Below are 13,414 nucleotides of genomic sequence, written 5' to 3' on the forward strand. Positions count from 1 at the left end.
CGTCTCAGCGTTCGCCGAAGGCGGTGTCGGCCAGCCAGGCCGCGAGGTCGCGGGCGGCGGCATCGATCGCCGCGGGCCAGTCCATCGCCGCATCGTCGGCGTGATCGCTGACCACCTTCACCGGTCGGATCGGCACCCCGAACTCGCCGCACACGTGGACCAGGGCCGCGGCCTCCATGTCGACCAGATCGGCGCGGGCGGCCAACCGGTCGCGCTCGGCCTCGTCGTTGACGAAGGTGTCCCCGGTGGCGAGCACCGAACCGTCCCCTCCCGGGATCTCCCAGACGTCCTGGACCGGGTAGCCGAGGGCGCGCAGCGCCTCGGCGGAGATGTCGTGTTCGACGACCCGGGACGGCAGGTACAGGCCGCCGTGGCGGCGATGCAGGGCGCCCGCGGTGCCGATGTTGATCACGCGGCGGTAGCGGTCGGGTTCGGCCGTCAGCTCGCGGGCGAGGGCGGTGGCGGACCGGACCTTGCCCAGACCGGTGATCAGGAGCCGGGCGCCGGCGGGCACGTGGGCGGCCTCGGCGCGGGTGGCCGAGACCACCAGGACGTCGTCGTACATGGGCGGTGAACCGTGTCTGTCGGGGGCGTCGGTCAGTCGTCGGCGCCGAGGGTGAGGTCTTCGACGGCGCCCTGATCGCGCAGGCTCTGCCCGGCGGTGCGACGCCCGCGATCCCCGGCGGCGCTCCGCGGCGGAATCGTCTGCGGAGTCGCCCGGCGGACCGGTCGTTCCTGAGCCTGCCCGACGACGGTCGGCGCCTTGCGGACCGAACGCCGGCCGGAGGTCTGACGTGACGGTGCCGAGGCGGTCTCGCTCGCCGGACTCTGCTCGCGGGGTTCGACGGGGGCCGCAGGCTCCGGACGCGGGGGCTGGGCGGCCGGACGACGCGGCGTCTGCGGGAGATCGGCCTGGGGACGTTCGGCACGCGGGCGCTCCGCGGCCGGACGCTCGGGATCCTGGCGATCGTGGGCCGTCGGGCGCTCGGGTGTCGCCGGGCGTTCTGCGGCGCTCGGGCGCTCGGGTGCCGGACGGTCCTGGGCGGGGCCCGGAGCCGGACGCTCGGGTGCGGGGCGTTCGGCGGGTCGCTCCGTCGGGCGCGAGCGGATGTTCTCACGGTTCTGCGGACGTCCGCGTTCGGTCTCACGACCGCTGCGGCGCGGGTCGCGTCCGCGGCCGACCGCCTCGGCGGCCGATTCCGCGGCGGCGGGCCGGGCCGGGGGGCGCTTGTTCTCGCTCTTCGATGCGGCGGCCCCGGTGGTCGCGCGGGTGGCGGCACCCGACGACGTCGTGCCGGTGTCGCGTCCCTTCGACGACTTCTTCGCGGCCGCGGTGCGGTCTGCGGGACGGCCCCCGCTGCGCGAGGTCTGGCCGCTTCCCGCGGTGCTCTTGGCGCCGGACCTCTTGGCGGCGCTCTTCGCCGCGGCACCCTTGGACCCGGGATTCTTGGCGGCCGTGGCCCTGGTGGCTGCGCCCTTGGCCCCAGAACCCTTGGCCCCAGAACCCTTGGCCCCGGAGCCGCGCTTGGTCCCGGTGCCGCCCTTGGCTCCCGAACCGTTCTTGGGCCTGGCGCCGCCCTTGGCGACGGCGCTCCTGGCGGCCGGGGTCTTGGAGTTCCGGCCCTTCGGGGTTCCGGTGCCGCGTCCGGCGGCGCCCGCCTTGCCCGTGGTCTGCCGATCGCGGGTGAGGAACCAGCGGACCAGCACCACGATCAGGGTCAGCAGGAAGACGCCTGCGATCCAGGGGAACAGATTGGAGAACGGAAGGACGACGTTGGTGGCGACCTTCCGCAGGCTGCTGTCCGATCCGCTGCTCAGCAACATCGTGTACAGGGCGGTCAGTCCGATGAACAGGGTCACCAGCGGTGGTTGCACGGCGGCGGTGAACAGCGCGCGACGGCGCACCGCGAGGGCCGCCAGGACACAGCCGAGGAGATAGAAGACGTTGTAGGTCACGCCGAGCGAGGAGGTGGCCAGCGCGTCGATCACGGCGCCGACGAGGGTGAACACCACGGCGATCGAGACGGCTCCCCACCACGGGACCCCCGGGATGCCGGGGATCACGCTCTGCTGGTCGGCGGGCACGGGCGCGTCAGTCGAGAGACGGCCGAAGCGAGCCGCGCGACGAGAATTGTCGGAAGCCACGGAACAACGGTACCGGGTGCGTCGTGTCTGACGTCAGCACAGTGCGCGCGGCGTGGCGAATGTCCGTCGCTTCGTGACACGGATCGCACCGGAATGTCCTTTTACGGTAGATGCTCCCGCGGACTCTCCCGGCATTGGGAGTCGTTCAGTGTTTCGTCTCACGGGCGATGAGCGATTCCTTGATCTCCAGTCCGTAACGGAAGCCGCCGAGGGCGCCGTTGTTGCGGACGACCCGATGGCAGGGCACGAAGAGGGCGGCGGCGTTCCGTGCGCAGCACGCCGCGGCGGCGCGGACGGCGGCGGCGTTGCCCGCCCGCTCGGCGAGCGCGCTGTAGGTGATCGGAGGCCCGGGCGGCACCTCGCGCAGGGCGGCCCAGGCCGACTGGAGGAACGGGCCGGACCGCTGCCGCACCTCGACCCGGGAGGGCGCGTGCAGATCCCCCGCGTAGTACGCGAGGACGGCGTCGGCGACCGGGCCGCCGGGACGCTCGTCCAGACCGGCGGGCCGGAGTCCGGGGTGGATGAGGGGGAGAAAGTAGGTGGGATCGTCGGTCCACCCGGAGGCGTGGACGACGCCGTCGTCGTCGAACAGGACGGTGAACGGGCCGTCGGAGGTGGTGACGACGGTCCAGCCGAGTGTCGGCGGCGGACCTGAGGTCGGGGCGGCGGGTGCGTCGGGGCGGTTCATGGTGGTCCTCACTCGAAAGATCCGGTCGTGGTGTGGTCGGTGGACGGGGTGGCGTGGCGCAGCAGGTGCACGGCGGCGTACGAACGCCACGGTCGCCAGCTCTGCGTGCGGGACAGGTCGATGCCCAGGTCTGCCGCGGCTCTGCCGATCACCAGATCACCGTGCGGCAGCACATCGGGGTCGCCGGTCACCCGGAGGACCACCTGATCGGCGGTCCAGGGCCCGACCCCGGCCAGCGCGAGCAGCTCCGTCCGCAATTCGGATGCGGCAGATCCCGGATGCGGTGCCGTCTCTCCGGCGGCGATCGCCGCCGAGGCTCCCGCGACCGCGCGGGCGAGTCGTCGGGGACCGCGGAACGCGGCCTCGCCGTCGGACGCCGTCCGCGCCGGTGTGGGGAACAGGAGGCCGGGGAGCTCGGGCCGGTCCGGGTCGTGCCACGGCGCGGGCTCGCCGAGGGCGGCGACCAGCGCGCCGAGCCGGGTGCGGGCGGCCGCGACGCTGATCTGCTGGCCCGCCATGGTGCGGATCAGGGTCTCGTGCGCGTCGACGCTTCCGGGGAGCCGGATCCCGGGCACCGCCTCGATCAGCGGCGCCAGGCGCGGGTCCGCGGACAGTGCGGAGTCGACCGCGTACGGGTCAGCGTCCAGATCGGCCAGTCGACGCAGCCGGTTCACGGCGACGGTGAGGTCGCGCAGATCCAGGTGCTCGAAACGGGCGGACGCGTGGTCGTCGTGCAGGGTCAAACCGACGAGAGCGGGCCCGTGCGGGAGAGCGAGCGTGCGACGGAAGACGGTGCCGTCGCACGCTTCGAGCCCGGGGATCGCGTGCGCGGCGAGACGGCGGAGGGTCCCGTCGACGTCGTACGGCGGGCGGAACGGGAGTCGCAGCGTCAGCGGTCCGGTCGGGGCGGAACCGCCGGAGTAGCGGGTGCGCAGTTCGGTCGGCGTCATCGAGAAGGTCGCGCGCAGGGTGTCGTTGAACTGGCGGATACTCGCGAATCCGGCGGCGAACGCGACGTCGGAGATTGGCAACGAGGTACCGGTCAGCAGAATCCGCGCGGTGGTCGTGCGATGGGCTCGGGCCAGGGCTAGCGGGCCGGCGCCGAGCTCGGCGGCGAGAACCCGGTTCAGGTGCCGCGGGGTGTAGCCGAGCGCGGACGCCAGACCCTCGACTCCCGCACGGTCGACCAGACCGTCGGCGATCAGGCGCATGGCGCGGCCGGCGAGGTCGGCGCCGGTGTTCCAGCGCGGGGACCCGGGGGAGGCGTCGGGCAGACAGCGGCGGCACGCCCGGAAACTGCGGGCGACGGCGGCCGCGGCGGTGGGCACGAAATCGACGTTCTCGCGGCGCGGGGTGCGGGCCGGGCACGACGGTCGGCAGTAGATCCCGGTGGAGTGCACGATCGTGAAGAACTGGCCGTCGAACCGGGCGTCGCGGGCGGCGAGCGCACGGTAGCGGAGGTCGAAGTCGTCGGCGGCGTCGGCCGGGACCGCGGGGTCGTCCGGTGCGGGATCGGGTGGCACAGGACCGATCCTGCCCGCCTCGCCGGAGGTTCGGCTAGCGGATTTCGGACACAGCGGTCGACGTCGTCCGATCCGTGGACACCGAGCGCAGTCGTGGCCGGGTGTCGGTGTCGTGTGTGACGATGTTCTCGTGAGCGATGACCGCGCGGGTGGACCTCCCGAACACGAGCGACCCTCCGAGGGGCGCGAGCCGGACGACGCGCCGATCGACGACGCCGGGGCACCGGCCGGCGCGGCCGCGCCGACCGCCCCCGAGACGCCGGACGACGGTGAGTATCCGAGCCGGTCACGCGTGTTCCTCGCCGGTCTGCGCGCCTCGGCGACGGTGTGCCTGCAGGCGCTGATCGTGCTCGCGTTCCTGTGGGTCCTGATCTGGGTCGTCGGAAAGTTCTGGACCATCGTGCTGCCGGTGGTGCTGGCGATCATCGTCGCGACGGTGCTGTGGCCGCCGGTGCGATTCATGCTCAGGTTCGGGGTCCCCGCGGCGTTGGCGTCGCTGCTCTCGCTGCTGGGGTTGGCGGCCATCATCGCCGGGATCCTCGCCGTGGTGGTGCCGTCGGTGATCGACCAGGTGCCGGAACTGCGCGACCGCACCATCGAGGGCGTCAAGCACGTGCAGGAGTGGGTGCAGGGGCCGCCGCTGAGCGTCGACGACTCGCAGCTGTCCGGGTACGTGGAGACCATCATCCAGCGTGTGCAGTCCAGTGCATTGGCCATCGCGTCCGGGGTCTACACCGGGGTCGGGGCGGCCACCTCGGTGCTGATGACGGGGTTCACCGCCTTCGTGCTGGTGTTCTTCTTCCTCAAAGACGGGCCGAAGTTCATTCCGTGGCTCAACCGCACCGCCGGTTCCTCGGCGGGTTCGCACATCGCCGAGGTGCTGGTGCGGATGTGGAACACCCTCGGCGGGTTCATCCGTACGCAGGCGATCGTCAGCGCCGTCGACGCGGTGCTGATCGGCATCGGCCTGTACGTCCTCAACGTGCCGCTGTGGGGCGTGCTCACCATCGTCACCTTCGTCGGCGGCTTCATCCCGATCCTGGGTGCGTTCGTCGCAGGCGCGCTGGCCGTGCTGATCGCGCTGGTGGCCAACAGTCTCACCACGGCGCTGATCGTCTTCGGCATCATCCTGCTGGTGCAGCAGCTCGAAGGCAACGTGCTGCAGCCGTGGCTGCAGGCCAAGGCGATGGAGTTGCACGCCGCGATCGTGCTGCTCGCGGTGCTGCTGGGCGGCAGCCTGTTCGGCATCATCGGCGCCTTCCTGGCGGTCCCGACGACCGCGTGCCTCACGGTGCTGCTGCGCTACGTCCTCGAACAGATCGGACGGGCCGCGGGCGAGCAGATCCAGGAGGAGGACGAGGCGTCCGGCGACGATTCCGGTCCGGGGGAGAAGAGGAGCCTGTTCGCCTGGCGCAGGTCCGACGGTCGGGGCGAACCCTCCGCCGAGTGACGGCCGGATACACTGGTCACCCGTGAGTCTTACCCTCGGAATCGTCGGGCTGCCCAACGTCGGCAAGTCCACCCTCTTCAACGCCCTGACCCGCAACGACGTGCTCGCCGCGAACTACCCGTTCGCGACGATCGAGCCGAACATCGGCGTGGTGGAGCTGCCCGACACCCGGCTGAACCGCCTGGCCGAGATCTTCGGCAGCGAGCGGATCCTGCCCGCCGTGGTCTCCTTCGTCGACATCGCCGGCATCGTCAAGGGCGCGTCGGTGGGCGAGGGCATGGGCAACCAGTTCCTCGCCAACATCCGCGAGGCCGACGCGATCTGCCAGGTGGTGCGCGTCTTCGCCGACGACGACGTGGTGCACGTCGACGGCCGCGTCGACCCGAGGGCCGACATCGAGGTGATCGAGACCGAGCTGATCCTCGCCGACATCCAGACCCTGGAGAAGGCGCTGCCGCGGCTGGAGAAGGACGCCAAGAAGAACAAGGACCTCGTCGAGACCGCGAACGCCGCGAAGAAGGCGCAGGAGATCCTCGACTCGGGTAAGACCCTGTTCTCGCAGAAGGACTCGTTCGACCTGTCCAGCGTCCGCGAGCTGCACCTGCTGACCGCCAAGCCGTTCCTGTACGTGTTCAACGCCGACGAGTCGGTGCTCACCGACGACGCCAAGAAGCAGGAGCTGCGCGACGCCGTCGCACCCGCCGACTGCGTCTTCCTCGACGCCAAGGTGGAGAGCGAACTGCTCGAACTCGACGAGGAGGACGCGCAGGAACTCCTCGACTCCATCGGCCAAGACGAGCCCGGCCTGCGCAGCCTGGCCCGCGCCGGTTTCCACACCCTCGGCCTGCAGACCTACTTGACCGCGGGGCCGAAGGAGGCGCGCGCCTGGACCATCCATCGGGGCGACACCGCGCCGAAGGCCGCCGGCGTGATCCACACGGACTTCGAGAAGGGCTTCATCAAGGCCGAGATCGTCTCGTTCGACGACCTCGACACCGCCGGCTCCATGAACGACGCCAAGGCCGCGGGCAAGGTGCGCATGGAGGGCAAGGACTACGTGATGGCCGATGGCGACGTCGTGGAGTTCCGCTTCGGGGCGGCGTCGAAATCCAAAGGCTAAACCGCTTGCCTAGACAGCATCCAGAAGTCACGCCCGGCACAGCGAAGGCGCTCTATGCGAGCGCGATTTCCTGTGCGGAACCTAGCTGCGATCAGCCCTTATACCGAATCGCCCCAAATGGGAATCGGGTGCTGAACTCACGGATTTCGCACATCTGCGCGAGGTCTGAGAATGGGCCGCGCTGGGACCCTGGAATGGGCCCCGCGAGGAATTCGGGCGTCGACAACCTGTTGTTGTTGTGTCTGTTTCATGCGGACCTCATCGACAAGGTGGACCAAGAGAGCAATTATCCGGTAGCGCTACTGCGCGAGTGGAAGATGGCGCAGCTTGCCGAGTACGATGCTGCGGTCACGGCAAGGCGCAGGGATGCGGGCTGGCGCCTGTCGGAGCAGGAGGCACAAGAGGTCGTTGCGAAGTCAGAAGCCATAGCTGTCAACGTCACCGCCGACACGATCTACGTGGGCGGCATGGGCGGCGGCCCGTTGGGTGGGGGTGGTGGCGGAGGCGTAATCGGTGGTGGTTTCGCCGCGCCAGGGGGCAGTGCGCCGACGATCATTCTCGACGGCCAGCCAGGGCGATGGCCGGGCGGCGGTGGTGGAGGTGGTGGTGTGATGTTCAATACGGCACCAACCTCTGCCCCAGTGGCTGAAGGGATTGGATATGCATGCGCTTTCGACGATGTTGGCGAGGGCGTTCCGGGGAAGCACATGGACTCTGAGGCCCTTCGGCTATCAGTGCTGATGTTCGCCAACTATATCGTGACCGAGCGCGGCCTTGTGCACATGATTCACGGTGCGTGGGAGAACTGGTCGGTGAGTCAGATCCCTGGTGTACTAGATGCGCCGGTGCTGTGCGTGATTGAAGCCGGGCAGATGGAGCGTGGTCTCTATCTGGTATCGGTTGAACTGCGCGCGCCTAACGGTGAGCGGCGTGCGCGGAAATGGGTCGAAGTTGAGGTCGAACAACTGGGAACGCTGGTACGTGCTCCCGTTGGTGTCACCCTTTCTGCGACGGTCGGTTCGGATGACTTGGGGCTCTGGTCGGTTGTTGTTGACGCAGGCGGCCAGGTGTTGGGCCGGATCGACCTGCTCGTGAAGCAGAAGGACGAGTAGCCGCATGAAAGTCAGTCTCTACCCGATTTGCTTGTACAATTCGTAATCTTGGGGTGCGCCTTCCGTAATCGTGTCTCAGTTTCGTAAGCCGCAGAGCGACTACAGCGCTGCTGCACAACGTCCAGCCTGTCGTGATCACTTCTCGAGCGGTTACGGACTGATCTCGCCGACGGGACGTAGGACATGAGGGACGGCGACTTGCGAACGTGCACCGAGTGGGACGGCGGGTTCCGGCTTGTGTCAGCCGGTTAGTTGCCCACCTGCCGCCAAACTCTTCCTGGACTTCGAAAGGCACTCGCAAGCTCGATCCTGATCGGATGTGTTTCGGTTTCGGAATGTCGTGGAGTTCCGGTTTAGCGTGTGGATTGGTGCTCTTGAACAGTTCAGAATGGGTTTTACTCCCTGCCAGTCCGCGCAGAGACTGCAAGAAATCTAGCGTGATGGGTTCGGTCTGGCTGTTCCCAAGGCCGTCTCCGGACCCGAGTGCTGCTAGAGTCCCGTGCGTGAGCTAGATCTCGCTGCCGGTGTGTCCAGGTCCGGAGCAGTTCATGGCAGAATCGGAACTCGGGTGTGGGCGTGCCTGAAATGGCGACGAAAGTCGCGAGCGCCATGGCTCTCATCGCTAGAGCTGCCAGCGGTATCAGTCTAGATCTTGGTCCAGTTGGGCTTGTTCGTCTTCACGGACGGAGTCCCGTTCGTAGGATTCCGCAATGGCGCGCAATATCCGTGCAGTTCGGGGCCAATGCACCTGGACGCCCAGACTCCATTGCTTATACTGCTCAGCCAGCGTTCTCTCGTGGCCGCCGCCGTCGTAGACACCACGCAAGGTTACACCGCGGCTGTTCAGTCTGCCGATGATTACACCGTTCTCTAGGCTACGACTCCCGATTGACTCGATGAGATCTCGAACTGGAACGGGTGGCCAGATTCCGTCGGCGTCGACCGGCGCGTGCGCAAATGTTTGGCCAATCAGTTCGTCACCGATGTCTGCTCGATCGAGATCGGACAGTTGCAGACGAGCCTGCTTGACCCACTTCTGCATCGCAACTTGATCAAGTGTGCCGTCCTCCTGTCGTCCCGCGAAGCCGTGCCAATCATGAAGAACCCGCCAAGCGTGCTTGGCTAGCAGATCTGCGCTCTTGCTCTGACGACGAGATTTGTTTGCACCCCGGAAAGCGCGCTGAACGAGATCAACGAACAGAGCAGGGTCCGAGGCGAGAGCCCGGTTAAGGGCGTGTGGCTCGCGGTTATGCTGGAGGAGCCTGAAATAGGCGAACTCCAGAGCTACCAGGTCGGCAACTGGCACATCGGCTGCGGCTAGGTAGTCCAGCAATGTCCCGACGTGGTGGCCGGTCATTTGCGATATTCCCGCTTGCCCCGGGTCCTGGGTGATCGCCGAGCGCAAGACAGATTGGACCAGCATTGCACTCGGGAGATGCTTCTTCGGGTCTCCGGTCGGGTTGAAAGTGCCGTTGCTCGCGATCGCAATCGCCGACCAAGCTCGTGTTCGCTCAAGGAGCAGTTCGATAGCTCTGGTGAGATCTTCATGGGGAACGACCTCGAAAGGTGCCTCGGACCAGAAGAGGTTTTCAGCGATTGGGAAATCGCGGAGAATCTCCCAGAATCGGCTCTCCGTCGGAACGTTGAGCACGAACCTTCTCAGGGCCTCACTCACAACGCCACCCCGTTCGAGCGCTCGCCTGAGATCCGCTGGCCCGTCGACGGCGAGGCGGCCACGGACCCACGTTGCCGCGGCTTCCTGGAGCGCTGTGCTGTCGGATGCCAGCCATTCCAGCATGGTGTCGAGAGCATCAATCGGCTCGTAGGTTGACAGAGCCCAACCGACCTGTGTCGGAGCCTCAGCACGGGCCGCTACCGCGCTGAGCTGTTCCCATGCGTCGGGGCGGGCAAACAGAATGTCAAGTGCTTCGCGCCGCTTGGCTTCCAGCGCTGTCCGGTAGTGTTCGTAGTCGTTCAGGTCCGCACCCGACAAGTCGGGGTGCCAGTTAAAGAGATATGCGAGCCGACGTGGGTCATCAGTAGGTTGGAGCGATTCGGCTAGGTTGTGTAAGCGGGCGCGTCGCTCCGCCGGCATCGCCCAGTCCGCGTCCTGGAAACGCTCGTGCTGCACTGCGGTCTTTCGGACCTGTTCGAACAGGGCTAGTTGCGTGTCTACATCCAAGTCGCCGCGCGATGCTTCGTCCTCGAGGAGCTTGATGATCCGATTCGCTTCGCCCGGGCTAACCGTGGACAGCGCTTCCACAAACCATGGTAGGGCAGTGCGATCTACCGTGACCCATGCGAGTGCTCGGTCGACCAGGCTCGTCGCGAAAGCAAACCGTTCGCTGGTTGGCATTCGGTCGCTGGGGGGCTTCCAGAGTTGATATCGTGGCTCACTGGGCGGTGAGACCCAGGCATTGCTGTCGGGCCACAGAGCCTTGAGCAGGGCCCAACCTGCCGTCTCGCTCACGATCCGGCAGGCATTGAGAGCTTGGAGTCGGGTCGCAAGATCTGCGCCAGTGTTCTGAATCCATCCGCAAAGGACGGTAGACATGCTTGCGAGGGGGTTGTTGCCCGAGTTCTTCGGTAGGTCGTAGCGGCAGAGTTCGGTCAGAATCTGTGTTGCGCGAACGAGGTGGTCGGGCGACCAGCAGAGTACTTCCAAGGCCCACAGCAGGTGATGCTGTTGTCCCGAAGGTCCCAGTGCTAGCGGATCGTCAATGGCATTGAACATGCGGCCGACGGTCGGCTCGCTGGTTGTAAGGTCATCCTCCAGTGCCGAGAGGAAGGTGTCTGGAGCGGCCTCGGCAAGAAGTGGAAGCACGTCGGCAATTGCACCCCAAGTGTGCCCCTCGGAGCCGGCAGTGACCTGACGGAGCACGTCGCGCACAACCCGTTCGGTAACTGAGGAAGCGTGATTGGTGCTACCAGGGACTGATTCGATCGCTCCTGCCAGGGCAAGACTCTCGGCGATACCGCGCCTGAGGGCAGGCGAGTACGTTCTCCGCTGTCCCTTCATCTGAGCGGCGATCCGCTCGTGTGAACTGAGGCCTTCATAGGGATTTGGATCTAGGAGAACGCTGGTTGCGATCCCTGCCCATCGCGCAGCCAGAGCTGATGACACCCGGTTGCCAAACTCTGAGGAACGCCTCCTCCAGTGAGGTGAATACGAAGACATTCCGTACGCTCCGGATCGCCGGATCCGACCCGCGACTGGCGTCGGCGATAGCGCCTTGCAGGTCGACTGAGGGGACAGCGGCCAGTTCACTCAGGACGTGCAGGTCCTCGGGTCGATCGGTCCAACGACTGGCCAGCATCAGTGCGGCGAGCGAGTCGGCCAGCGGCGGACGAGACCACGTGGGCTGCTGCACGCGAGGTGAGCGCGAAAGCCGCCGCGCCAATGCGGGCATGCTCCGACGAGCCAGTACCGCGAGGCGATCGGCTTGGCGCCATTCGACGTCGCCCGCTCTGAATGCCTCGGCCGCCTCGTTTCGGCCAACCCTCGGCAGACGAATATCGACGCTACGGCGCATTGCAGAGTCGCTATCGATGATAGCGACGACGTGCCTGCCGCCAGCGAGGGCGCGGGATACGTCTGCATTTTCGAAGTCGGGCACCAAAATCCCAGGCCCTGGGAGTGCCACTATGCGATCCCACACCCCCGTCGACCGGACAATTGTGACGGCGCCGGGTTCACTTGAGGTTTCGTCGTCGGGCACAAGGGACGCATACAGAAACCCCAAGGCGTCATCGACCCACTCGGTCTGGATCGATGTAACCCTTGGCTCCTCATCAAGCAGAGAGCGCAGTCGCTGCGCCTCCTTCGCCCGTCCGGCGATGAAGAGCTTCAGTGGAAGAGTCGGTTTGGTCGCAGCGGAAGAGCGGTCCCACCATGTTTCCAGAGTTAGCGCGTCCCGGGGTCGAAGACCTAGAGTTTCCGAGATCCACAGGTGCGCGGCGGGCGCGACCTGCAGCCAAGCTTCGAGGTCGTCCGCATCAAGGACGAGGACGTCCTTGAAGAGCCGCTCGGCGCGTCTCTCGGCCACCCATGTGTCTTTGCCTTGCCATCGACGGACTGTCACGAAGACGAAGGTGACGTCATGCGATGCCTCGGTCTTGCGTCCGTCGTAGTCCTTGGTGGCTTTGCGCTTGGATTCCTTGTCGGTGCCGAACTCGAACCAGATCGTTCCGGCCGGCAGCAATTTCGTCTGTCTCTCGAGGGTCGCTACGCCGTCCTTGCCTGCCAGGGCGACCCCATCGCCCGTCCGAATTGAGATCCGGCCAGCCCCGGGGGTTTCGAACAATAGCCTACGCACCAACTCTGGAAGCCGATCCTGAGCTTCACGAGCGTTGGTCTGGGGCCACAGCGCGAGCTGGCTTGCAGTCGCGTACTCGGGGCTGGCAGTTCGTCGTTCGGCCGCGAGACTCAAAGCGCACGCTCCGCGCTGCGCTTTGAGACGCTGTACGTCGCTCTCACGGAACCTGTAGAACGCCGTCCCGGCACCCGCGCATCTCGGGAGTAATCCCTGCTTGGCGTACGCCCGCACGGTGTTCTCGTACGCGGCCAGTTGCCTGGCAGTCTCACGCACGTTCAGGAACTCAGACGCAGCACCATGCACACCAGCATCGTAGACGAATGTAGAATTTGTGCACTTGGCGACGCGGATACGGCGCAGAGATGAAGCGAAGGCGGAGAAGCGGACATGGATCCGGTGAGCGACGCAATCAACCCGTCGTGGTGAGATGATGTACTGACGGCGGGGTCGCTTGACGCTCCCTATGAGCCGCCAGAGCTGTTGTCAACAAGTCTCGAGCGGGCCAGCTGTCGAGGGGCTTCACGAACTAGCGCTGCAGGTGTTGACAATGGTGTCGTCGTCGATGTTGAACGCTGAGGACTGGTTGGAGCCATTCATACCCGCGATGCAGTTCGGTGGCAAGCGGACGGTGGTACCGGCGGACTTGGATACTGACCAGGTGGTGCTGCTTGCGCGTATCGCCCCACTGGTCGAACGTGATGATCTGCGGGCTCGGATCGCTGATGTCGCTTGGGTCTACGGGGACCGGTCGGACACCGCAATGTTGGACCGAGCAATCGACGCCTACCGGGCCGCGCCGCTGACGGGTGATGCGTGGTTCAGGGTGGGTAAGGACGCGTGGATTTGGGCTTTCGCGTTCGCGGCGTGGACGGCCAGCCCCGGGTGCAGGAAATGTCAGACGCGCTGAAGGCTCAGGTCTTGGCAGGCTAGGTGGCAGACAACTATAAGATAGTGGGGTTCGCGGAAATGTTACGCCAGCACGGTCGGGTTGACAGTCCCGGGCGTGCTGATCTGCGCGAAGCGCTGATCGCGCTCGCAGCACAGGCGTCGCCGGTAGCCT

Annotated in this window: 9 protein-coding genes; 3 read left to right on the top strand and 6 right to left on the bottom strand. The window is 66.6% G+C overall.

From position 1 onward, the window contains the following. Positions 1 to 4 precede the first annotated feature (4 nt). The 4 genes from QM809_RS08935 to QM809_RS08950 form a co-directional block, all read right to left on the bottom strand. Entirely contained in the window at positions 5 to 565 is a 561-nt protein-coding gene (locus QM809_RS08935; protein WP_415045428.1) for a nucleosidase, read from the bottom strand. Between the two features lie 32 nt (positions 566 to 597). Next, positions 598 to 2,085: a DUF6542 domain-containing protein gene (locus tag QM809_RS08940; protein WP_415045429.1), complete on the bottom strand. Its 1,488-nt coding sequence runs from the start codon at positions 2,083 to 2,085 to the stop codon at positions 598 to 600. A 205-nt stretch (positions 2,086 to 2,290) separates the two neighbouring features. Then, complete coding sequence (locus QM809_RS08945) at positions 2,291 to 2,833, bottom strand: methylated-DNA--[protein]-cysteine S-methyltransferase (RefSeq protein ID WP_415045430.1); 543 nt, start codon at positions 2,831 to 2,833, stop codon at positions 2,291 to 2,293. A gap of 8 nt (positions 2,834 to 2,841) precedes the next feature. Next, positions 2,842 to 4,356: an AlkA N-terminal domain-containing protein gene (locus QM809_RS08950; protein WP_415045431.1), complete on the bottom strand. Its 1,515-nt coding sequence runs from the start codon at positions 4,354 to 4,356 to the stop codon at positions 2,842 to 2,844. A 130-nt stretch (positions 4,357 to 4,486) separates the two neighbouring features. Between QM809_RS08950 and QM809_RS08955 the strand changes: the two genes are divergently transcribed. The 3 genes from QM809_RS08955 to QM809_RS08965 all read left to right on the top strand — a co-directional run bounded on the left by QM809_RS08955 (position 4,487) and on the right by QM809_RS08965 (position 8,038). Beyond that, positions 4,487 to 5,806, top strand: coding sequence for an AI-2E family transporter (locus QM809_RS08955; RefSeq protein WP_415045432.1), 1,320 nt, complete (start codon positions 4,487 to 4,489; stop codon positions 5,804 to 5,806). A gap of 22 nt (positions 5,807 to 5,828) precedes the next feature. After that, the gene (gene ychF, locus QM809_RS08960) at positions 5,829 to 6,926 is read left to right on the top strand and encodes a redox-regulated ATPase YchF (RefSeq protein WP_415045433.1); all 1,098 of its coding nucleotides are present in this window, start codon (positions 5,829 to 5,831) and stop codon (positions 6,924 to 6,926) included. Positions 6,927 to 7,120: 194 nt separating this feature from the next. Then, positions 7,121 to 8,038 (top strand): hypothetical protein, encoded by a 918-nt coding sequence (locus tag QM809_RS08965; protein ID WP_415045434.1) that lies wholly within the window; start codon positions 7,121 to 7,123, stop codon positions 8,036 to 8,038. Positions 8,039 to 8,678: 640 nt separating this feature from the next. On the opposite strand, the gene QM809_RS08970 is transcribed toward QM809_RS08965, so the two are convergent. Next, positions 8,679 to 10,928 carry a hypothetical protein gene (locus tag QM809_RS08970; protein WP_415045435.1) on the bottom strand — a complete coding sequence of 750 codons (2,250 nt, stop codon included), beginning with the start codon at positions 10,926 to 10,928 and terminating at the stop codon, positions 8,679 to 8,681. A 163-nt stretch (positions 10,929 to 11,091) separates the two neighbouring features. Continuing rightward, positions 11,092 to 12,657, bottom strand: a complete 1,566-nt coding sequence (locus QM809_RS08975) for a hypothetical protein (protein WP_415045436.1) — start codon at positions 12,655 to 12,657, stop codon at positions 11,092 to 11,094. Positions 12,658 to 13,414: the final 757 nt, after the last annotated feature.

Source organism: Gordonia sp. (in: high G+C Gram-positive bacteria), from assembly GCF_047600385.1.
In the GTDB taxonomy this organism is placed as follows: domain Bacteria; phylum Actinomycetota; class Actinomycetes; order Mycobacteriales; family Mycobacteriaceae; genus Gordonia.